The following is a 21,937-nucleotide window of genomic DNA, read 5'->3' as shown; positions in this document are numbered from 1 at the left end:
TACAATATCAAGCGAATAAAGCGACATGTGGTCGTAAAAAGATTCAATTAACACCTAACGAAAAAGCCTATATTCATGAAAAAGTCCGCGATGGCTGGACGCCTGATGTAATAATCGGACGAAACGAAAAGACTATCTCCTGCAGCATGCGCACGCTTTATCGAAATTTTTCATCAGGCGAATTTAACCAAAATGATTTACCTATGCAAGGCAAACGCAAACCAAATGGTCACCAGGAAAGAAGAGGAAAACAAAAATTTCGCCGCACCATCCTTGATCGTGATCACGATCACCCAAATTACAAGAAAGAATTTGGTCATCTAGAAGGAGATACCATTGTGGGACGTCATCACAAGAGCGCTGTCATCACGCTTGTTGAGCGTTTAACAAAATGCATCATCGCAATTAAACCAGCTGGTAGACAGGCAACCAATATTGAAACATCGCTCAATCAATGGTTTGAGCGATTACCAAAACACTTATTTAAGTCCATTATCTTTGACTGCGGGAAAGAGTTTTCCAATTGGAAATCCATCAGCAATGAACAAGATGTTGATATTTATTTTGCAGATCCTGGAACGCCATCCCAAAGGGGGCTAAATGAGCATTCCAACGGTCTTCTGAGAAAGAATGGGCTACCAAAAGAAATGGACTTTAATCCTGTGTCACAAGAGTATATTTCTGAGGTTGCACTCCGACGGAATAACATACCAAGGAAATCATTGAAATACAAAACACCAATGGAGTGTTTCATAGATTATGTCGGTCAGGATTTTGATAAAAGCATGTTGTCTCGCTTAATTTGACAAATCAAATCCTAAAAAATTTTACCCTTTGCTATAGTATAGCGGTGATCTAAATATCCTAGGAACTTAGTTTCTTTTATCGTCCTCTTAGACTTATCTTGAAGGAGTAATTTTACTACAGTATTCGGAATAAAACCTAAAATTCCAGCTTTTCTATCGTTGAAGCAAAGGAAATAACACATGGATAACACAAGCTCAGTCAGTGTGTTATCCATTAACCCTCACCAACCTACCGAGCTGTTTTCTGAACGGCTACTTGCACAACATGGCACAGACCTGAGTGTCTCTTTCCTTCATGTCGTTCGGCCTCTCCATAATAAAAATGAATCCATTTATGACCATCTAACCAGTTCAACATATCTACAGGACGATATAACATCGATTTCTCCTTTGGCCCTCCACTTTTATATGCTAATTGATCCTCCGAGTAAACTTCGAATAGGAGATAGCCACCCGTTTTGAGCGAGTTCAACATATTATTAATAAAAAAGACTTGCTTTTCTCTAGGAACATGCCCAAACACCATAAAAGCAGCGTCATATTGTTGCACAGGTACGCTTTCTGTGGTAAGGTCTTTAACTACGGTTTGAACAGCTACATCTTTTTCTTGAGCTAGTTGGGTTGTTTTTTTAAGCCCTACCGTGGATTGATCATATGCTGTTACATGATGCCCACATTCTGCTAAATATACCGCATTTCTACCTTCCCCTTCTGCAAAACAGGCTACTTTCAAACCTGCTGCAAGCATCTCATTCATGGAACGAATAAACGCATTTGCTGTTTTGCCATACACAAACTCATTTTCTGAGAAACTTTCATCCCAAAATTCCTTTGACATTGTTTCCTCTCCTTGCTTCATTATCGATTAAGTAGTTATATATCATAAAATACCCCTATATGTAATGTAACAGATAAGCACAAGATGCGAAATAAAAGGGGCTTCTATTGTTTTTATGTTACATAAATCTTTAGCTTCTTCCACGTAGATTGCCAATTCTTCTTACTTACTCTTTGTCGATAGATTTGCATTCTTTTCTCGTTTTGCAAAAAATACGGAGTCGGTTTTACTTCTAACTGAAGAACATCTTCTATGCCATGTGGGGCTGTTAAAATAACATTTTCATGCTGATCTAGTCTTACCCCTAATGCAGTTGCAGTTTCTGGAAACTTTGCGATAGCATCTTCGGATGAAAGATATGGTGGAACGTGATTTCTAGTATGCATTCTTGTTTGGTTTTTCACCGACCATGGAAGAGCAGGCAAAATATGATGAAGTTTCTCTTCTAATTGTTTATCTATATATTCTGCCGTGTGTTGATGATTAAAATAAATGACATCAATATCAGGAAGTGGTGTCTTTTCTATTCCATGCAATGTATCCCAAATTTTCGTCCTTACAAAACCAGCACATACCCAGCAATCTGGTAAATCAAGTGACATAACTGCTTTTAATACCGTCATCATTTCAACGTCTTGCCCAATAGCGTTCATAATATCTTGTTTCGTTGCTAACAAATGGTTCACCTTCTACTTGTAAATCAATATAAATATCTACATTCAAACTTCTATCTTCTTTTTTTCCATAGTATCAAACAAAATTCTGTAATTCTTGGTTTCGAGCTTAATAGATCAATAATTTGCTTGCTTTTTATAGTACCCACTTTTTTAATCTAGCTATGTTTTCCTCTAAAAACAGAGCGTTTTTTTCCACTCCTCTACGTTTACACCAACCGATACTATTAAAAGCATCCGTAAATCGATAAAAAGGTAATACTTCCTCTAAGTTAATTAGTGGTCGAATACTGTTATAGCCATCTTTGTATGCTTGATACAAACTACTATCCAAACTTAAAATATCGCGATACAGCTTAGTAAAATCTATTTCTGTTGAGCCAAACCTTGCACTTTCAAAATCTATTACTCCTGAAACGCTACCATCATGAACAATGATATTTGCTGGGCGAAAATCCATATGTACAAAACTTGGACCATCTGGAGATGGCAATTGTTGTTTCATCTTTTTATATTTTTCAATAGCTTTTTCGTATAATCGTTCATCCAAAATATCTCTTACATCTGCAGCGAAACTTTGAAACTGACGTTCAATAAAGTTAGACCAGTTGTCAAATTCGTTGTTTATACCTATGAAATCACCGTTCGTAGGAGGAGTAACTGAGTGCATTTTAGCATGAAGCGTCCCAACTTGGTAAGCTACCGTTGGTGTTGTCTTCGCTGTTAAAGGTTTTCCTTTTAATGCAGATATTAAAAAAGCACCAGGACACTCCTCATCACCCGACCAATAATTTATCAAATAAGGAATTGGAACACTTCCTTGTAAAATTTCATAAGCTGATAACTCACGTTGGAACTTCAACTTTGTAAAAGGAATTTTTAAATAAACATTTTCACCATGTAACAAAGTACATTGATAGACGGTTGAGCTATGTGAGTCGTCAACCTCATTCCATTGTAATACATCTAATCCAAATTTTTGGATGACACGATATAACATCAAATCCCTCCTTTTTCCAAGCGCGATAAAAACTGGTCATCCAACTGTGGGATAACCAGTTTTGTTACCTCTTATTCTTCTAATGTAGATGTATCGCCTGTTGGCAATCCGAGTTCCCAGGATTTTAATAAACGCCGCATGATCTTTCCACTCCGCGTTTTCGGAATAGAATCTTTTACTTCTAACTCACGAGGAGCAGCATGTGCGCTTAAACCTGTTTTCACAAACTGCCTTATTTCTTGTCGCAAAGCTTCTGAATCCTTATAACCTTCATTTAATGTAATAAAGGCTTTAACAATTTCTCCTCGTTCTGGATGCGGTTTGCCGATTACACCAGCTTCTGCAACAGCTGGGTGCTCAATGAGCTTACTTTCTACTTCAAATGGGCCTACTCGTTCTCCCGATGTATTAATGACATCGTCTAAACGACCCTGAAACCAAAAATAACCATCTTCGTCTTTATAAGCACTATCGCCAGACACGTACCAATCTTGGATAAAATAGCTTTCAAACTTTCCAGGGTTATTCCAAATGGCGCGCATCATCGATGGCCAGCCTATTTTAATGGCTAAATTCCCCATTTGATACGGGGCTAATTCATTTCCTTCATTATCAACAATGGATGCTTCAATTCCTGGTAGCGGTTTTCCCATTGAACCAGGCCTTATTTCCATAGATGGGAAGTTCACAATAATATGTGCTCCCGTTTCTGTCATCCACCATGTATCGTGAATACGAAGATGAAAGGCCTTCAATCCCCATGAAATTACTTCTGGGTTTAAAGGTTCACCAACACTCAAGATATGACGTAATGCAGAAAGATCATATTTTTCAACTGTCTCCTTACCCGCACTAACGAGCTTACGTAATGCAGTTGGTGCTGTATACCATACCGAAACGCTATTTTTTTCAAGTGTATGGTACCAATCATCAGGCGTAAACCTACCACCACGAACGACATTCGTCACGCCATGAAGCCAAGGAGCAAAAATGCCATAACTTGTGCCTGTCACCCAACCAGGATCAGCAGTACACCAGTAAATATCGTCCTCCTTTAAATCCAACACCCAATCGCCCGTTGCATAGTGCTGTATCATTGCGTGATGCACGTGATAGACCCCTTTTGGTTTTCCAGTAGATCCAGAGGTATAATGAAGCAGCATACCATCCTCTAGATCAACCCATTCCATTTCTGTTTGATCGCTAGCGGCTTTCATTTCCTCGTGATAATGAATGTATGATTCAACTTTCTCCTTGTAATTGCCAACTAAAACAATTTTCTCAAGTGCTGGTAAATCAGCTTGTGGTACGCGCCCCAATAAATCAGGCGTTGTAATCAGCATTTTCGCCTCACTATCTTGAAGACGATCTCTAACTGCCTGCTCCATAAATGCTTCAAATAATGGTCCTGCAATGGCACCAACTTTTAAGATACCAAAGAAAGCAGCATAAAACTCTGGCGTTCTCGGCATAAATAAAAATACACGATCTCCTTTTTTTATTCCATATTTCCGTAATACATTTGCAAATTTATTACTCTCATGACGTAGATCATTAAATGTCAGCTTCTCCTCACGGTCCGGTGATGAAAATAAAAGTGCAGTCTGATTGCTTTTATTTGGGTTATCAGCATGACGATCAACAGCTTCATAAGCCATATTTACCTTCCCTGTTTCAAACCAGGAAAAATTCGCTTTTATGCTCTCCCAAGTAAACGATTCTTTCATACGATTATAATCTTTTAAATTATGATTTCCCTCTCTAGGAGAGATTTTTTTCATTTCCACGTATCATCCACTCCTTATGTTTTAAGGTATCGGTTACAAACAGCCTGCTGTTTACTTCAGTTTACCTTCTATAAATCTAAACTCGAAATAAAAGGAAGCACTTTTTTAAATTATGAAAACATTTTGGTAACTACTATTATTTTAGAACATTTTGTGACATTTTTAAAGTGATATCTAAACTTTCAGCCTATCTATATGGAGAAAAAAGCGGATATATTTACTTTTAAGCTAAGATACCAGTGAGGAGGACCAGTTTGCTATATCATTTTCCTAGTCAATATTGTGTAAAACGGAAACCCCAGCACCCTTTATAAATGACAGACTAGTCCTTTTCGTTTAATAACATTTACCTATTATTGGGATTTTTCCGCTTTTTTAACAGGACTTATAGCACTTGTAATCGCAGCGTATAAGTCTTAATATTATGACAAGTTGTTTTATGAATTAATTAACACATAAAATAATCCACCTTCGTTCAGCCTACCAAGAATATCCTATTAACTAAGTTTGACTAGCTACTTGTGATTTTAGAAAAACTTAGCTTACCCCAAGTCTTTAGCAAAAGCTTTTAGTTTTTCTTATGCTATAAACCCTAAAATTTTATACTTTTGTATAAAAAAACATCTTCTTAGCTAGAAATCCATTTTCATACTAAATGGTGGTTCACTCCATGCTAGTCATGGTGGGTTCGTATAGGATAAAAATAAGTCATCTCTCAAAATTTCATTATATTCACCTTAGAATAGAAAAAAACTTGGCTTGATGCCAAGTCTTATAGCGAAAGCCTTTGTTCTTCTTATACGATAAACGCTAAAAATTTTATACTTCCTATAGTGCAAAGAATGCCTACATTATTTAACTATAAAGGAGGCGATTCATGAATAGAATTTAGAGAAATATACAGTTTTGGTCATTGTTGCTATTGTTGCTTTTGTTTTAGTTTTTATATTTAATTAGGAGGATGATTTGATGAAAAAGAAGCTAATCACCGGAGCACTGGCATTAAGTTTATTTATTGGAGGAACAACGACAACCTCTGTCTTCGCTGGGACAGATAATATTGAAACCGAAAAAGCAGTCCAAACTGAATTGGCTACCAACAAAGAAGTATCTCCTCAGGCTACTCCCGCAGTTGCCGGAGCTTATGCATTAAAAGGGGCAGCCGTTGCGGGTGCAGCTTTTGTTGGTGGAGTTACCGCCAAAGCTGGTGCAGATGCTTATGATTGGGCTAAACAACAATTAGGCGGCAGTGATGAGAAGATGAGAGGTAATGCAGAATATGAAGATATCAAAATTGTTTTTGACCAATAATTCTTTACTTGCCCTTTACTAAAATATAAGACGATTGTCCCACAAATTGGGACAATCGTCTAATTCATAGAGGTGATCCTATGTTAAAAAAAGTAATCATTCTATTTTCGGCTTTTTTGTTTTTTATACATTTTATGTTTACCGCTATTTATTTAGCTCCTTTTAATCCAGTAAAAGCCAAATATGGGTTTATTGTAAATGCCTATATGGAGCCTTTATTTTCACAAAACTGGAAATTATTCGCACCAAATCCAGCAAGTTCAAATAACCAATTTCTAGTTCGTGCACAATTTTCCAATGGCGAAACAACAGAATGGACCAATTTAACATCATTTATGATTGAAAAAAACTATAAAAATCGCTTTACTCCTTATAATCGTTTAGTGCGCATCCAACGAGGCGCATTTATGTCCCTGTATCAAAAAGATGATGTAACACGGAAACTATCCCAAGAAGTAGAAGAAAGAAATTTAAATAAAGAGGAGTATGATTATATTCTAGACAATGAAATGACAAAGGAGCAAGAAGAGAATGGGATAAATATATTAAACCGGTATGCTCAATCTTATGTAAGCAGTTTATATCCTGAAAAAGATATCTCACGCACACAAATTGTCATAAGAGAAACAAAAGCCACACCTTTTTCCGAACAAAACAATCCAAAATTTGAAAACGAAAGAACTATTCATGAATTTGATTGGAAGGAATTTGAAACAGTTTCTTCTGTGTTTTAATAACTTATCTATCATTTTCTTTACATCAATTTTAAACTATTTCTTATAGCTTACATTATTTCCACCATTTTTAAGAGGAGGAATTTTAATTTTGAATACTATTTACAATAAGCTAACTACACAAAAACATATGTTAATCGGCGCTAGTTTAATCAGAATTGCTTTTGGTCTATTAATTTTATATTTTTATTTTATTCATTATGGACAACGACGATTTCTGTGGGGTCCAAATGGCATGCAGGAGCACGAGACTTTTACGCAAAATCTAATCACCACTAGCAATTTTTCTTTGTATCAATTAAATGATTCTATCTTGTACTTTGAAATCATTTTTCATATGGGCATTGTAGTCGCTTTGCTCTTTACCTTAGGTTTCATGGGTCGACTAACAGCCATCTTAAATTTTGTTTTTATTTGGTCTTTACAACATGTAAATGTTTTAATTCTAGACGGTGGAGACAATGTAATGAGAATCATTCTGTTTTATTTGTTATTTGCAAATACGACAGCATTTTTTTCATTGGATCGTTATAGGAGAAAAGAGAAAATACCTAGTAGCATCACGGCAACCCCGATATCCAATAGCTTTCATAATTTAGCTATTCTTGCCTCCATTATACAAGTTTCCTTTATGTACTTAACTTCTGGTATGCATAAAATCATGGGAGAGGTATGGCAAAATGGGACAGCGCTTTACTATATCTTGCAGGTCGATGAGTATACGCATCCATTTTTCAAGGAATTCATTTTATCATCTAACATTCTCTTGCTAATTGGCGCATATGGAGCTATTTTTGCACAAATAACCTACCCATTTTTATTATTTAACCGTTATACCAAATATATTGCCATTTTTAATATTATCGCTATGCACGTCGGAATTGCCATTGTCATGGGTTTGTTTACTTTTTCTGCTACAATGATCTCCATACAACTGCTTTTACTAAAAGATAAAGAGTATGCTTGGGCATATGCTATCATCAAAAATCTATCATCCAAGTGGAAACTAAGAAAGGGGAGAAAGTATGAGGCTGAGCATGTTGAACAGGCCTAATAAAAAAAACAATGTCCTTGTTTTTTATGATACTTGGTGTCCTATTTGTACAAAAAGTATGAAAACACTAGCAAGATTAGATTGTTTTCGTCGTCTTCAATATGAATCTACTAGAAACAAGGCTGTTCTAAATGAGTACAGTTTAAATTATGAAAAATTGGAAAAACGAATGCACACTATTCGATTAAAAGATGGTAAAATAGAAGAAGGTATAGATAGTATATTTCGTATAGTTAAACAAATTCCCCTTTTATGGATAGCTGTTCCCTTTCTTCAACTATCTATATGGATAGGAGTAGGATCCAAAATATATGACTGGTTGGCAAGTAAACGAAAAATACTTCCCGTTGGGGGCTGTGAAGGTGATTTTTGTAGACTTCCCGACAGAAGCTAACGTTTGCAGATTATACCTATAAAATCTCAATCAGTGGGGGCTTTTTCATCCTCCACTGATTGTTTGTAGCCCAAGGATATGACCTAAAGGCCCCCCGTGTTTTGGATATTTAGTTCCTACTTAGTACTTATTTATGAATTCTAAAGCAAGTCCACAGCATCTTATACGCTAAATAAAAATAATAAAGCAGGTGAAGATTTGGACAATAAAGTAGTGTATACATTTCAATATAAAAATCCTACCTCAGCTAACGTGTATTTATGGTTAGCAACCCCACCAGATACGAAACATCAGCAGGTTATGAACGAAAAGAAAACGCCACCTTGTCAAACAAATGAAGATACAATTGGAAATCAAATTAGCTTTTATGAAATCAAACCCAATGAAACTATAAAAGCTTCTTATAAAATACAATTGTTAAACAATACGGAAGATACTTTGCCCGAATTAACACAAGAAGAAAAAAATTATTATTTAAGATCCACACCTATGGTTTGCGTAAACGAAAAAGTAAAGGACATTGCTTCCCACGTTACTAAAGGGGTGGAAAATCCAAAAGAGCAAGCCAAACTACTATTTTTTTATATCGTCAAAAATTATAAATATAAATTCCCCCCAAAAGCTAGAGGAGTTACCCATTTCCTCAAAAGTAAGAAAGGAGATTGTGGTGAATTTTCTTTTTTATTTGCAGCGCTTTGTCGTGCAGTTGGAATTCCTTGTCGTATCATGGTAGGGGCATTTACAGGTGGAAATCATCGGGCGCATGTATGGAATGAAATTTATCTCGAACAAGAAGGTTGGATACCTGTCGATACAAGTATGGCTGCTACAGTAAAAAGACAGCTATGGAGATATTTTTTCTCTCCATTTCAAACTTTGTTTTGGAAAACATATTTTGGAAAAACGGAGCATCAACGCATTGTTTTTTCTATTGACATAGAACACCAGCCGCTACCAGCTTACCCAAAAGTTATTGTGCAGAACAAACAACCATATAGCCCATTTAATATTGCAGGAGAGCCATTTATTTGGGGGAAAGATTTAGTTCAGAATAAAATACCTTACTTCCAACCTATGTACCTATATTATGAAGATCAGAAACCCTTGAAAGATAAAACGGAAAATTTTCTTGGTCTATGGAATGTTCAGGAAACTGGAAAACAAAAATTAACACTTCTAGTTAGATCAATATCAGGATATATTGCTCTTCTATTTGCCATATTTTATTTTTCTACTAACTGGGATCTGCTAAGTATTCTGTTTCCATTTCCCGCGTTTTTGTTTTGTCTATCTTTTGTTATAAGAAAAGAAAGGGTGCTATTCTTCTCGTTTGCAACCGTTTTTTTTGGAATTATTATGCTGTTAGTCAGTATGGGCGCAATGTCTACCCTTTTATAAACCTGGGTCATTCATTCCATGAGAAGGCCTCTTTCACCATGTATTTGCCCGAAAAGCATCTATGTCGTGATAGAAGGCCGCCTCTCCTCTAGCAGAAAAACGCGCCTTCTCGTAGACGCGCCTCATAAAACTAATGTTTCATTATGCTGTTTGTTCCGTTTGTTCCTCATCTAAACCATTTTTCCGTTTATCGTCTTCCGAAATGATATACGCACACGCTGCATCACCCGTAATATTTAACGATGTCCGTATCATATCTAACAACCGATCTACCCCAATAATTAAAGCAATTCCATCTACTGGTAAACCTACTTGTTTTAACACCATCGCTAACATAATCAGCCCTACTCCAGGGACTCCTGCTGTTCCGATACTTGCTAGTGTAGCTGTTAAAACAACCATTAGCATTTGACTTAAGCCCAGCGGTTCTGCATATACTTGCGCAATAAAAACCGTAGCAACTGCTTGCATAATTGCAGTTCCATCCATATTAATCGTCGCACCTAATGGCTGCACAAAACTACTGATCGATTTTTTTATACCAAGTTTTTCCTGCGCTATTTTCATAGATACTGGTAGTGTTGCACTGGAACTGGATGTACTAAAAGCAACGGACATTGCCGGAAAAAACGCCTTATAAAATTTTAATGGGCTTGCTTTTCCTAACGTTTTAATAGCAATGCTGTACGTAATTACTCCGTGTAAAACAAGAGCCAAAATAACTGCCAACATATACATAAACATGGAACCTATTGCATCTAAACCAGCTTCCCCAATTGCTGATGCAATTAAAGCGAACGCCCCATAAGGAGCTGTTTTCATAATCGCATTCACAAGATAAATTAATATTTCATTGGCCTGCTCAAATAAATTTCTGATTCCACTCGTTTTTTCTCCCAACATAGCTAGTGCAACTCCAACAAAAATGGCAACTGCAATAATTTGCAACATATTTCCTGTTGATAGTGCTTCTACTGGATTTTCGGGAATGATTTGCACAAGCGTATCCATAATCGGTGGCGCTGCTTCTTCTTCATAGGAAGCATCATCTATGGAGAAATTCCCTCCTTCACCTGGCTCTAGTACTATTCCAACTCCTAATCCAATTACTAGCGCTATTGCTGTCGTTACTAAATAAAAACTAATCGTCTGTACCCCAATTCTTCCTAATTTAGAAGGGTCACCTAATCCAACTGTTCCAAGCACAATCGAAACAAAAACAATTGGAACAACTATCATCATAATTAAGTTTAAAAATATTTCTCCAACAGGATTTAATACATACATATCAATAGGTGTAAACACTTCTGCTGGAGCAAAAGTTAAACCTATTCCAGCGAAAATTCCTAATAGTAAGGCAAGTAATATTTTTTTGGTTAAACTCATAAGCATTCTTCCTTTCTTGTTGTGTGAACAGTTTACTATAAACAGAAAGCTAAGACTTATCTGTATTCTTGAACTAATAAAATTGAAATGTCTTAAAAGTTCTTGAAAAAGAATGCGCTTTCTCAGTAATTTACCACTAAAAAACGAATTATTCTAGTGATTTATTCTTTTTTTCATGTTTTCCTATATGAAATATAGATGAGTAGAATAAAGAAATGGGATACAGAGCAGTGTGTTACAAAAGGTATAAAAAATATAGAGTTGCTTTTTTATTTTATCATTTTTCTTACTACTTGAATAGTCCTTTTTTTTGTAAGGTAGATGATAATCCTATTTTCCTATTTAAACGTATACATAACGAGTAAAAATCCTTTTTAAAATCCAATTGACGCGCCGTTTTTATTACGCGCATTCTTGACAATAATTTATAAAATCTTTATTGTTAACCTATATAAATATATGTTTACAATTTGTTTTTTTAGGATTTCTTCATCAAAATATTTAGGAGAGGATGAAACAGAGAAGATGATAGATTTTCAATCTTTAGCAAAGGCTGTTTTGGAAGGATACCAGATAACAGAAGGAGAGAGTTTAGCCATTTTAGATTGCCCTGACGAAGCTATACTTCCATTACTACACAGTGCTTACGTGATTAGAAAGCATTACTACGGTAATAAAGTAAAACTTAATATGATTATTAATACAAAATCAGGAGCTTGCTCAGAGAATTGCGGCTATTGCGCGCAATCTCGTGATTCAACAAATCCAATTGAAAAATACAAAATGATGGACAAAGATTCGATTGTAAAAGGAGCAGAACGAGCTAGTCAATTGCATGCAGGCACATATTGTATTGTTGCGAGCGGACGCGGGCCTACAGATAGAGAGTTGAACCATATTATTGGTGCTGTCGAAGAAATTAAAGCCAAGTATGATTTAAAAATTTGCGCTTGTCTCGGTATTTTAAAACCTGGGCAGGCAGAACAGTTAAAAAAAGCAGGAGTAGACAGATATAACCACAATATTAATACATCAAAAGCTCACCATGCTACGATAACTACTAGCCATACTTACGATGATCGTGTACAAACTGTAAACAAAGTAAAGGAAGCGCGTATCTCTCCTTGCTCAGGCATCATTGTCGGAATGAAAGAAACGAAACAAGATGTTATACAGATGGCATTTGCCTTACAAGAACTAAAGGCTGCTTCTATTCCTGTGAATTTTTTACACGCAATGGAAGGAACCCTTTTAGAAGGTACAGATGAGCTTACGCCTCTCTACTGCTTAAAAGTTCTATGCCTATTTCGTTTTACAAACCCCCAAGCAGAAATTAGAGTTTCCGGAGGACGGGAAGTTAATTTAAGAAGCTTGCAACCGCTTAGCTTATACCCAGCCAATTCTATATTTATAGGAGACTATCTCACAACTACTGGACAAGTGGCAAAAAAAGATTATCAAATGCTTAAAGATCTTGGCTTTGAAATTGATGATGTGAATTCCGAAGTACCCGTCTAAAGCAAATGCATGCTACGGCATAAACGATAAGCAAACAGCCCCCGCGTACTACTTATCGTTTATGCCATTTTTTATACTAAAACTAAAAAACTTTATATTTCCCTAATAATGATAAAAAGACTTGCACCATGCTATAAATAGAGAAATTGCTATAACCCCAGCTTAGAAAAACTTGGCTTATCGCCAAGCCCTGATGGCGAAAGGCGTAGTTTTTCTTATACTATAAACCTTTAAACTTTTATACTTTCCTATAGTGTAAAAATAGCAGTGTTCCCGTTCTCCCCCAAATATCAACAACGAAAAGTGAAATAATTGGACCGAGAGAAGCGCCAATAAATAAGACAAATGCATAAAGCGAAGAAGCTGCTAGTCTTTCCTTACTACTAAGGTCAAAGGAAGCCAATAACGATTATTTGTTTTTTTCCATATTTTTGCGATAACGGTGCAAATACTAAGAAGCCGAACGCATAAAACACCGAAAAAATACTACTTATCCAAGAAGCTTCTTGTGCAGAAATTGTAAAATAGCTTGTTAAAGTATCTGTAATTGGAATAACGATATAAACGGCGGAGACAACAACGAGAGCACACCAAAATAGGAGAAACATAGAAAGATAACTTTGATATAATGGCAGTAGAATAACCTCCCATTTTTAATATTTTATTTTTACTATATGAATACCTAGTGGTTGATGTGCCCAGCATAAATTCACTTAACTCGTATACGTTTCAGTTGTACAAACGAAAAAAAATGATAATATGAGGAAAGTAGAAAATGAAAAATTCATGCCTGACGTTAAATAAATGTTTTTTTACAGAGGGGAGATAAAGAAGGGGTGCTTTTTATTGAAGCAACAGCGATTATGTAAAACAAGAAAGCAAGGAAAATGGGACAGGAGATAGATTAAAGCTCCAATCCATACAGTATGCTTTCCTACTTGTCATTCATTTTAGATAATATGTTTCATCTCGTTCATGCTTAACCATTGCGTGATCTTTTGATCTAACAACTGAATTCGCTCTAAGGCCGATTCGTCATCAATGCGCTTGTAATGATGGTTCCCACCAGTTTCTTCATCAGCTTCATCTGCCAAGTGTACAACTTGCTGTAATGGTTTTAATTGTAATTCGCCATTCGGCAAGTAAGAATCCGTATGCAACAATATAGCTACAGCTATTTCTTTAGCTACTTGAGGGTCCTCGCCAATGCGAATGAGTAATTTATGCGCACGGCTAGCACCTTTAATTGCATGAATATCATTTTTTCGATATTTGTCATAATCCCATTTTCCTTCTGTATACCACGTATAATGCCCTACATCATGCAAGAGAGCCGCCTTCGTAGCATGATCACGGTTTACATGATACTGCTTGGCAAGATCAAATGCATATTCCGCAACCGCAATTGCATGAGCTATACCTGAACGTTTTAAATAACGCTGTGTAACAGGATGTAGGAACACGGTTTCTAATGTTACATTTCTCATCTATAGATACCTCCTTTATATGTTATTTTTTTAATATTCTCTAGTATAAGGGTAAATTTTTAAAACTATAGCATATGAACATAAGTTATTGCAAGTTATATACTCGATCCAATTGTTCTTTTTTTGAACTATATTCATCTCAGCTCCTTATATTTCCTTTAAAGTCAGTAAAAAACAACTGCCATAAATAAAAGCACCCTTATGCATGCTTCTATTTGCGACAGTTGTTTATATATTACATTTCTAATTCAAAATCTTTTACGTATGCTTTTGGTGTCAATATTGCTTTTCCATCAAATGCTTGTAGCTCTTCCCCATTTTTCACCCGATTTGGAGTATCAGGGTTCGCTAACGCTTGACGAGCAATAGCTATAAAATCAGCCTTTCCTTGCTCGATAACTGCTTCTGCTTTTTCCGGATCGCCTAAACGTCCGCAAGCAATAACCGGCTTCCCAGCATATTTTTTCGCTACCTCTGACATCGTCATTGTTCCTTCACCAAATCCAGGTGTCATTGCATCATCATCGGAAATATGAATATAGTCGACATCCGTTTTTCCTAGTTCAGAAAAGATGATTGATGCTTCTTCCTCTCCACCAGACCATGTATAGCTTTTATCGGTAGCTTTTAGTTGAGAAATACGAATTCCTACAATCATTGTCCCGCCAACTGCTTCTTTCACATCAGCTATAAGTTCCTTTAACAGTCGAACTCGATTTTCTACACTACCTCCATACTGATCATTTCTCTGATTAATATTTGCTGATAAAAATTCATCAAGTAAGTAACCATTTGCTCCATGTAATTCGACTCCATCAAACCCAGCCTTCTTTGCATACTTTGCGGATTGAACAAAGCCCTGTTTCACTTCTTCAATTTCATGAAGGGTTAATTCCTTTGCTTCTGGATACCGACCGCTACCACCATAGATTTCTGCCTTATCACTTGGAGGAGTAAACGGCGATGGTGCTACGGTAACATTTGTATAAAAATTCCCTTGCGTTTGAGCTCCACCATGCATCAATTGCGCAATCATCAACGCTCCATGGGATTGTACACTTTCTACAATTGGCTTCCAATGCGTAGCATGCTTTTCCGTGGCTAAGCCTCCTTGAAATTCATATGCTTGACTATATTTCGTGTCAGGATAAACGCCTTCTGTAATAACAACAGCGAAGCCACCTTTAGCATATCGTTCATAATAACGCTGAACGCGCTCATTCGGTGTTCCATCTGCTTCAGAGCTTACTCTTGTCATTGGAGCTAAAATATAGCGATTTTTTAACACATATGTTCCGAGATACCCTTGTTCAAACAATTTATTCATCATCTTCACCCTATTCTTTGTTGTTATTTAAAATTAACATTTATCGATAATTTTATGCAGTATATTATGGCACCTTTCTTTATTTTCTGCAATTTAGTTGCTTATATGAACTGTTTTGAACTTAATTTGGCATACTGGCTTTTAAAAATTGGTTTATACTGTAATCTCTATACTTTTCTATAGTTCAAATTTAAAACCAGATGTATATTCATTATCTTTTAATTTTCACCATATGCTTTGGTATAAAAATGATTTTATATCAGGAAAATGCCTCTCATTACAAAGCATAGTACTTTATTATTATAGTTGTGAAAAAATTCCTAATAAAAGTATAAATAGACTTGTTAAAAAATAATAAATATTATATACTCTCAAATAACAGAAAAATTACGATTTATTGAATTTAACAATAAGGGGGGCTTAAGTTGTCTCAAGAACAGCAAGATCAAAACGTACTTGATATAAAGAATTTACATACAGGTTTTTTGATAAATGATGAATTACATCACGCTGTAGTAGACGTGAATTTTAACGTGAAACCTAAAGAAATAGTTTGCGTTGTTGGTGAATCAGGCTGTGGAAAGAGTGTAATGTCATTATCAATTATGCAGCTTCTTCCAAAGATAAATTCTAAAATTTCAGATGGAGAAGTTCTTTTTAATGGAGAAAATTTGGTACAAAAGTCCGAAAAGGAAATGAACCAAATTCGTGGTAAAGATATTGCAATGATTTTCCAAGAACCAATGACAGCTTTAAATCCCGTTTTTTCAATTGGATGGCAAATGCGCGAGATTTTATTTAATCATTTAGACATTTCTAAGCAGGAAGCAAATCATAAAGCAATTGATTTGTTAAAACAAGTGGGGATATCACGTCCAGAAAAAATTCTTAATGAATATCCTCACCAATTGTCTGGTGGAATGCGTCAGCGTGTAGTCATCGCTATGGCAATTGCTTTACAACCGAAGCTTTTAATTGCAGATGAACCTACTACAGCATTAGATGTAACCATTCAGGCGCAAATACTAGAGTTACTTAAAGATATCCAAAACAAAGTGAATATGGCCATAATGCTTATTACCCATGATTTAGGTGTTGTAGCAGAAATGGCTGACAGAGTCATTGTCATGTATGCTGGTAAAATTGTGGAAGAGGCTAGTGTTGTAGATCTATTTACGCAACCAAAACACCCATACACACAGTCATTACTAGATAGCATACCTAAAATGGACCAGACAAAGGACAAATTAAACACTATTGATGGTGTTGTACCTTCATTGGAAAGCATGCCTGAAGTAGGGTGTCGCTTTACAGATAGATGCCCAAAGGCTTTTGGAGATTGTCCACTTGTAACACCACAACTTGCTAAAGTGGATGATGATCACTATGCACGCTGCCTCTTATATAACGAGTGTTATCCAAAAGAAACATCCTATGCTAAGGAGGTAGAAAACGTATGATGCAAACTGCCGAAGTAAAGAAAAAAGATTTAACACAAAAGGATATACTTTTAGAAGTCCGAAATTTAAAAAAATATTATCCCATTCATACTGGATTTTTCAAACGAAAAACAGGTGATGTGAAAGCAGTAGATGATATTTCCCTTACACTTAGAAAAGGAGAGACGTTCGGTCTTGTTGGTGAATCAGGTTGCGGAAAATCTACCGCAGGACGCACCATTTTAAGGCTCACAGATGCTACTGATGGAAATATTTTCTTTGAAGGGGAAAACATTACTAAAGTAAGCGGTTCCAAACTTCGGAAAGCGAGACAGGATTATCAAATGGTTTTTCAAGATCCATATGCTTCATTAAATCCGAAAATGATGGTTGGCCATTTAGTAGATGAGCCTATTCGTAATTATAGAAATAAATCACATAAAGACTTAAAACCCGAAGTACAACACCTATTAAAACGCGTCGGTCTACGTGAAGAAGATTATTATAAATACCCACATGAATTTTCTGGGGGACAACGACAACGGATTGGAATAGCACGAGCACTTGCTTTAAACCCTAAATTAATTGTTGCAGATGAACCAGTTAGTGCACTTGATGTCTCCATCCAATCACAAGTATTAAACCTTTTAAAAGAACTGCAAGAAGAGTTTGATTTAACATATTTATTCATTGCCCATGACTTAAGTGTTGTCAAACATATGAGTGATCAAATCGGCGTCATGTATTTAGGTAAAATGGTGGAAGTTGGAGATAATGAATCCATTTATAGAGAACCATTGCATCCTTATACACAAGCACTCATTTCTGCCATTCCTGAACCGAATCCACTAATAAAGAAGGAGCGCATTATCTTAAAAGGCGATGTTCCAAATCCACAAAACCCGCCAAGGGGATGCGTTTTTCATACGAGATGTCCAATGGCAATGGAGAAATGTAAAGAATTTGTACCTCAATTAAAGGAGGTGAGGCCTAACCACCAGGTCGCATGTCTTTTATATGAGAACCAATAATAAAACCATTTAAGGGGGAGTCATTGTTGAAAAAGAAAGTTTGGTTGTTTTTATTCATTTTCCTTTCGTTCACTTTATTTTTAGCAGCATGTGCAGATAACACGTCGGAGAAAGGCAATGCTGAAGGAGACGATAAAACAGAAGAAGCAGAAGGGTCTGACGATGATGCTAAAGAAGAAGGAGAGCCTAAAAAAGGTGGCACTGTAACATTTGCTTTTACGCAACCGTTTCAAGGCTTGTTGGAGCGTGGATTATACGAAGGAGAAGATGATGACAAAATTTTAAGGTTTGTAACGGATAGCTTAGTCGATACGAATGATGAATTACAACCTGAACCTGGTATGGCGGATTTTGAGGTAGACGAAGATAATAATACCGTCACTTTCACGCTAAAAGATGGTATTACATGGCATGACGGGGAGCCACTGACTACCGAGGACATTGCCTATTCCTATGAAGTTATTGCTCACAAAGATTACGAGGGAATGCGCTACACAAATGTCAATATGATTGAAGGTGCAGAAGCATATAACAAAGGAGAAGCAGACAGCATTTCCGGCATTGAAATTGTTGATGAAAAAACAATCGTATTAACGTTAACAGACGTTGCGCCAAATACAATTACAAATCTATGGACCTATCCAATGCCAAAGCACCATTATGATGGGATAGAAGTAGCTGATTTACCAGAATCAGACGCTGTACGTAAAAACCCAATTGGTACTGGACCATTCAAGGTAACAAACGTTGTACCAGGTGAAATGGTAGAAATGGAAAAGTATGCAGATTATTGGCAAGGGGAACCATACTTGGATGGCGTCGTTTATAAAGTTATTGATGCTTCCGTAGCAACTGGATCCCTTAAGAATGGAGAGATCGATATTATGCAAGCTCCAAGTAGCCAATACCCGGAAATAAAAGAATTAGATAACGTAGAAGCAATTGAGGAACCAGCACTGGGCTTTAACTATATCGGCTTTAAATTGGGGCATTGGGATGCTGAAGAAGGCGTTAACGTAATGGATAATAAGAAGTTCCAAAACAAACAACTTCGTAAAGCAATGGCTTATGCAATCGACGTGCAAGGAATTCTCGATTCCTTTTCCAATGGTCTTGGTGAGGTAATTGGAGCACCAGTACCTCCTGTCAGCTGGGCATATGCGGATCAAGCAGAACTAGAAGATTACAGTTATGACCCTGAAAAAGCGAAAGAACTATTAGATGAAGCTGGTTACGTGGATACTAATGAGGATGGTTGGCGTGAGAACCCAGACGGAGAAGAGTTTACAGTAAACTTCGATACGATGTCAGGTTCAGATATTTCTGAGCCACGTGCTCAATACATTTTACAGAATTGGCAAGATGTTGGAATTAATGCGAAATTAAACGGTGGTCTAAAAGAATTTAATTTATTCTATGATGTCCTGGAAAAAGATGAGGAATCGGTGGAAACATTTATGGGCGCTTGGGGGCTTGCTTCTGACCCAGATCCAACTGGTTTGTGGAAATCAGATAGCGTATCAAACTTTGCTCGTTGGGTGAATGAAGAGTCAGATGAGTTAATTGAAAAAGGACTTAGCGATGAAGCTTTTGATCAAGAATACCGTAAAGATGTATATGCTGAATGGCAAAAATTGATTAACGATGAATTGCCAAACATTTTCCTATACGCACCAGTGGACGTCTATGCAGTGAACAAACGTCTACAAAATGTTCACACCAATTCCTTTACAGCTCAGCAAGACACACATTTATGGTGGGTAACAAACGCTGATGAAGAATAGACTATAAAACTAATAAATAAGGGGAAAATAATATGCTCATATACACTTTACGAAGAATAGCCATCATGATCCCCATTATTTTCCTGGTCTCTGTAGTGGTATTTTTCCTGGCAAACCTTATGCCAGGAGATGCCCTTACAGGGAGGATTGATCCATTAAATACAGATCCAGCTTATATTGAAGAAATGCGGGAGAAGCTTGGCTATAACGATCCCATTTATGTGCAGTATTTAAACTGGATTAGTGGATTTTTTCAAGGGGATTTTGGACAATCCTTCGTGCATAAAATGCCCGCTTCAGAATTAATATTATCGCGACTGCCTAATACCATATTATTAGCCGTCGTAGCCATGATTATTACATACATAGTTTCCTTTTTAATGGGGAGATACGCAGGCCGCCATCCCTACACATTAGGCGACTATGGTGTACAAGTATTAAATTATTTAGCACTTGCCATGCCGAGTTTTGTAGCAGCCTTATTGTTTATTTACTTTGTTTCCTTTCAATTAGGATGGCTTCCAGCGACTGGAAGTATTGGTTCGGGGGTAGATCCTGGAACATGGGAATATATTATTAGTAAAGTAGAACATGCTATCTTACCGTCATTATGTCTTGGTTTATTACCCATTGCTAGCTATACGCAATTTTTACGTAATGACATGATTGAAAGTTCTCAAAAAGATTTTGTACGTATGGCACGTGCAAAAGGAACGCCAGAAAGGAAAATATATAATAAACATATTTTACGTAATTCTGTTATTCCTATCGTTACATTATTAGGATTTGATTTAGCTGGTATTATTGGCGGTTCTGTTATTATTGAAACCATTTTCACATACCCAGGGGTAGGGCAATTATTTGTAGATTCCATTAATAATCGAGATTACACCGTCGTTATGGCAGTTACAATGCTACTAACCGTAATGACACTTATCGGAAATCTACTAGCTGATATTTTCTATGCTTTAGTAGATCCTAGAATACGATTAGATTAGTGGAGGAGGTAGATTAAATGGAACCATCAACAAACCAAACCGTTCAGCTGGCCCCTCCAAAGAAGAAAAGCTTATCACAATGGGGAATTGCTCGTAAAAAGTTTGTCCGAAATATTCCTGCGATGGCAAGTCTTATTTTCCTGTTCGTTGTAACAGCATTATCGATGTCAGCTTCACTTTTATCAGACATTGATCCGAGCCGTATTAACCCAAGACTCGTTGAAGTGCCGCCTTCTGCTGAACATTGGCTTGGAGCAGATTCTGCTGGAAGAGATATTGTCACCATGCTGCTATACGGTGGGCGGACGTCACTATTAATTGGTTTTTCTTGTATGACCATTATTATAACCATTGCGACAATAATAGGAACCATTTCAGGGTATTACGGTAACATAGTAGACAGCATTCTCATGCGATTTACCGATTTCATGATGAACTTCCCATTTCTCATTTTTGTTATCGTATTACAAGCAATCTTTGTTGACAGTGGAGTGTTAGCATTAATTCTTGTTATCAGCTTGCTTAGCTGGACAGGGGCTGCAAGGGTAATTCGAAGCAAGGTAATGTCGGAAAAAGAAAATGAATATGTGTTGAGTGCTATATCCATTGGAACAAGGCCTTCTAAAGTTATGATTAAACATATATTACCTAACGTCATGTCAACGATTATCGTTCAAGCAACGCTGTTATTAGCAGCGATGATCGTGGCGGAGACAGGACTTAGTTACCTTGGATTTGGGGTTCCTGTCGGTACACCAAGCTGGGGCAATATGCTACAAGCAGCACGCGATCCTGGCACGTTTGAAAATCTGTGGTGGATTTGGCTACCACCAGGTTTATTAATTACATTAACTATTTTATCCATCAACTTTATCGGTGAAGGGTTTAAGGACGCTTTCAATCCGAAATCAAAAAAATAATGCATGAAGCGAGCCTGAGCTTGTTTAATAAGCTCAGGCTCTACCTATGTC

At 36.6% G+C, this 21,937-nt stretch carries 20 protein-coding genes; 12 read left to right on the top strand and 8 right to left on the bottom strand.

The window, feature by feature from the left end:
• Window positions 1-806 (top strand): IS30 family transposase (locus B2C77_RS01855; RefSeq protein WP_077702136.1); only part of this gene is annotated, 806 nt, incomplete at its 5' end.
• A 229-nt stretch (window positions 807-1,035) separates the two neighbouring features.
• Here the strand turns inward: B2C77_RS01855 and B2C77_RS01845 are convergent.
• The 4 genes from B2C77_RS01845 to acsA form a co-directional block, all read right to left on the bottom strand.
• On the bottom strand, window positions 1,036-1,644 hold the full coding sequence (locus tag B2C77_RS01845; RefSeq protein WP_073011630.1) for a class I SAM-dependent methyltransferase: 609 nt from the start codon (window positions 1,642-1,644) through the stop codon (window positions 1,036-1,038).
• Between the two features lie 113 nt (window positions 1,645-1,757).
• Window positions 1,758-2,297: a nucleotidyltransferase family protein gene (locus B2C77_RS01840; protein WP_141130652.1), complete on the bottom strand. Its 540-nt coding sequence runs from the start codon at window positions 2,295-2,297 to the stop codon at window positions 1,758-1,760.
• A gap of 157 nt (window positions 2,298-2,454) precedes the next feature.
• On the bottom strand, window positions 2,455-3,318 hold the full coding sequence (locus B2C77_RS01835) for an aminoglycoside phosphotransferase family protein (protein WP_077702133.1): 864 nt from the start codon (window positions 3,316-3,318) through the stop codon (window positions 2,455-2,457).
• A 71-nt stretch (window positions 3,319-3,389) separates the two neighbouring features.
• The gene (gene acsA / locus B2C77_RS01830) at window positions 3,390-5,099 is read right to left on the bottom strand and encodes an acetate--CoA ligase (protein WP_438272954.1); all 1,710 of its coding nucleotides are present in this window, start codon (window positions 5,097-5,099) and stop codon (window positions 3,390-3,392) included.
• A 975-nt stretch (window positions 5,100-6,074) separates the two neighbouring features.
• Here acsA and B2C77_RS01825 point away from each other — a divergent pair.
• The 5 genes from B2C77_RS01825 (at window position 6,075) to B2C77_RS01805 (ending at window position 9,996) form a co-directional block, all read left to right on the top strand.
• Window positions 6,075-6,416, top strand: a complete 342-nt coding sequence (locus tag B2C77_RS01825) for a hypothetical protein (protein WP_077702131.1) — start codon at window positions 6,075-6,077, stop codon at window positions 6,414-6,416.
• A gap of 80 nt (window positions 6,417-6,496) precedes the next feature.
• Window positions 6,497-7,150, top strand: a complete 654-nt coding sequence (locus B2C77_RS01820) for a DUF5819 family protein (RefSeq protein WP_077702130.1) — start codon at window positions 6,497-6,499, stop codon at window positions 7,148-7,150.
• 91 nt (window positions 7,151-7,241) lie between these two features.
• Window positions 7,242-8,204, top strand: a complete 963-nt coding sequence (locus tag B2C77_RS01815) for an HTTM domain-containing protein (protein ID WP_101933079.1) — start codon at window positions 7,242-7,244, stop codon at window positions 8,202-8,204.
• Window positions 8,188-8,598 (top strand): thiol-disulfide oxidoreductase DCC family protein, encoded by a 411-nt coding sequence (locus B2C77_RS01810; RefSeq protein WP_073011643.1) that lies wholly within the window; start codon window positions 8,188-8,190, stop codon window positions 8,596-8,598. The genes B2C77_RS01815 and B2C77_RS01810 overlap by 17 nt, the downstream gene beginning before the upstream one ends.
• 198 nt (window positions 8,599-8,796) lie before the next feature.
• Entirely contained in the window at window positions 8,797-9,996 is a 1,200-nt protein-coding gene (locus tag B2C77_RS01805) for a transglutaminase-like domain-containing protein (protein ID WP_077702128.1), read from the top strand.
• A 141-nt stretch (window positions 9,997-10,137) separates the two neighbouring features.
• On the opposite strand, the gene B2C77_RS01800 is transcribed toward B2C77_RS01805, so the two are convergent.
• Window positions 10,138-11,382: a dicarboxylate/amino acid:cation symporter gene (locus tag B2C77_RS01800; protein WP_077702127.1), complete on the bottom strand. Its 1,245-nt coding sequence runs from the start codon at window positions 11,380-11,382 to the stop codon at window positions 10,138-10,140.
• 525 nt (window positions 11,383-11,907) lie between these two features.
• Between B2C77_RS01800 and bioB the strand changes: the two genes are divergently transcribed.
• The gene (bioB, locus tag B2C77_RS01795; RefSeq protein ID WP_176087258.1) at window positions 11,908-12,900 is read left to right on the top strand and encodes a biotin synthase BioB; all 993 of its coding nucleotides are present in this window, start codon (window positions 11,908-11,910) and stop codon (window positions 12,898-12,900) included.
• 389 nt (window positions 12,901-13,289) lie between these two features.
• On the opposite strand, the gene B2C77_RS01790 is transcribed toward bioB, so the two are convergent.
• The 3 genes from B2C77_RS01790 to B2C77_RS01780 all read right to left on the bottom strand — a co-directional run bounded on the left by B2C77_RS01790 (window position 13,290) and on the right by B2C77_RS01780 (window position 15,717).
• The gene (locus B2C77_RS01790; RefSeq protein ID WP_077702126.1) at window positions 13,290-13,508 is read right to left on the bottom strand and encodes an MFS transporter; all 219 of its coding nucleotides are present in this window, start codon (window positions 13,506-13,508) and stop codon (window positions 13,290-13,292) included.
• Between the two features lie 342 nt (window positions 13,509-13,850).
• The gene (locus B2C77_RS01785) at window positions 13,851-14,387 is read right to left on the bottom strand and encodes an HD domain-containing protein (RefSeq protein WP_077702125.1); all 537 of its coding nucleotides are present in this window, start codon (window positions 14,385-14,387) and stop codon (window positions 13,851-13,853) included.
• A 235-nt stretch (window positions 14,388-14,622) separates the two neighbouring features.
• Entirely contained in the window at window positions 14,623-15,717 is a 1,095-nt protein-coding gene (locus B2C77_RS01780) for an oxidoreductase (RefSeq protein ID WP_367112744.1), read from the bottom strand.
• Between the two features lie 422 nt (window positions 15,718-16,139).
• Between B2C77_RS01780 and B2C77_RS01775 the strand changes: the two genes are divergently transcribed.
• From B2C77_RS01775 to opp4C, 5 genes are read left to right on the top strand one after another with little or no spacing between them, the layout of a single operon-like run.
• The gene (locus tag B2C77_RS01775) at window positions 16,140-17,174 is read left to right on the top strand and encodes an ABC transporter ATP-binding protein (RefSeq protein WP_077702123.1); all 1,035 of its coding nucleotides are present in this window, start codon (window positions 16,140-16,142) and stop codon (window positions 17,172-17,174) included.
• Window positions 17,174-18,184 carry an ABC transporter ATP-binding protein gene (locus tag B2C77_RS01770; RefSeq protein WP_141130650.1) on the top strand — a complete coding sequence of 337 codons (1,011 nt, stop codon included), beginning with the start codon at window positions 17,174-17,176 and terminating at the stop codon, window positions 18,182-18,184. Before B2C77_RS01775 ends, B2C77_RS01770 begins: the two co-directional genes overlap by 1 nt.
• A gap of 26 nt (window positions 18,185-18,210) precedes the next feature.
• Window positions 18,211-19,968, top strand: a complete 1,758-nt coding sequence (opp4A, locus tag B2C77_RS01765; protein ID WP_077702121.1) for an oligopeptide ABC transporter substrate-binding protein — start codon at window positions 18,211-18,213, stop codon at window positions 19,966-19,968.
• Window positions 19,969-20,000: 32 nt separating this feature from the next.
• Window positions 20,001-20,966 carry an oligopeptide ABC transporter permease gene (opp4B, locus tag B2C77_RS01760; RefSeq protein WP_073011665.1) on the top strand — a complete coding sequence of 322 codons (966 nt, stop codon included), beginning with the start codon at window positions 20,001-20,003 and terminating at the stop codon, window positions 20,964-20,966.
• Between the two features lie 17 nt (window positions 20,967-20,983).
• The gene (gene opp4C, locus B2C77_RS01755) at window positions 20,984-21,886 is read left to right on the top strand and encodes an oligopeptide ABC transporter permease (RefSeq protein WP_073011668.1); all 903 of its coding nucleotides are present in this window, start codon (window positions 20,984-20,986) and stop codon (window positions 21,884-21,886) included.
• The last annotated feature ends 51 nt before the right edge of the window (window positions 21,887-21,937 follow it).

It is taken from the genome of Virgibacillus dokdonensis, from assembly GCF_900166595.1.
GTDB classification, from domain to species: domain Bacteria; phylum Bacillota; class Bacilli; order Bacillales; family Amphibacillaceae; genus Virgibacillus; species Virgibacillus dokdonensis.
This window is presented reverse-complemented; position numbering and strand designations above follow the sequence as displayed.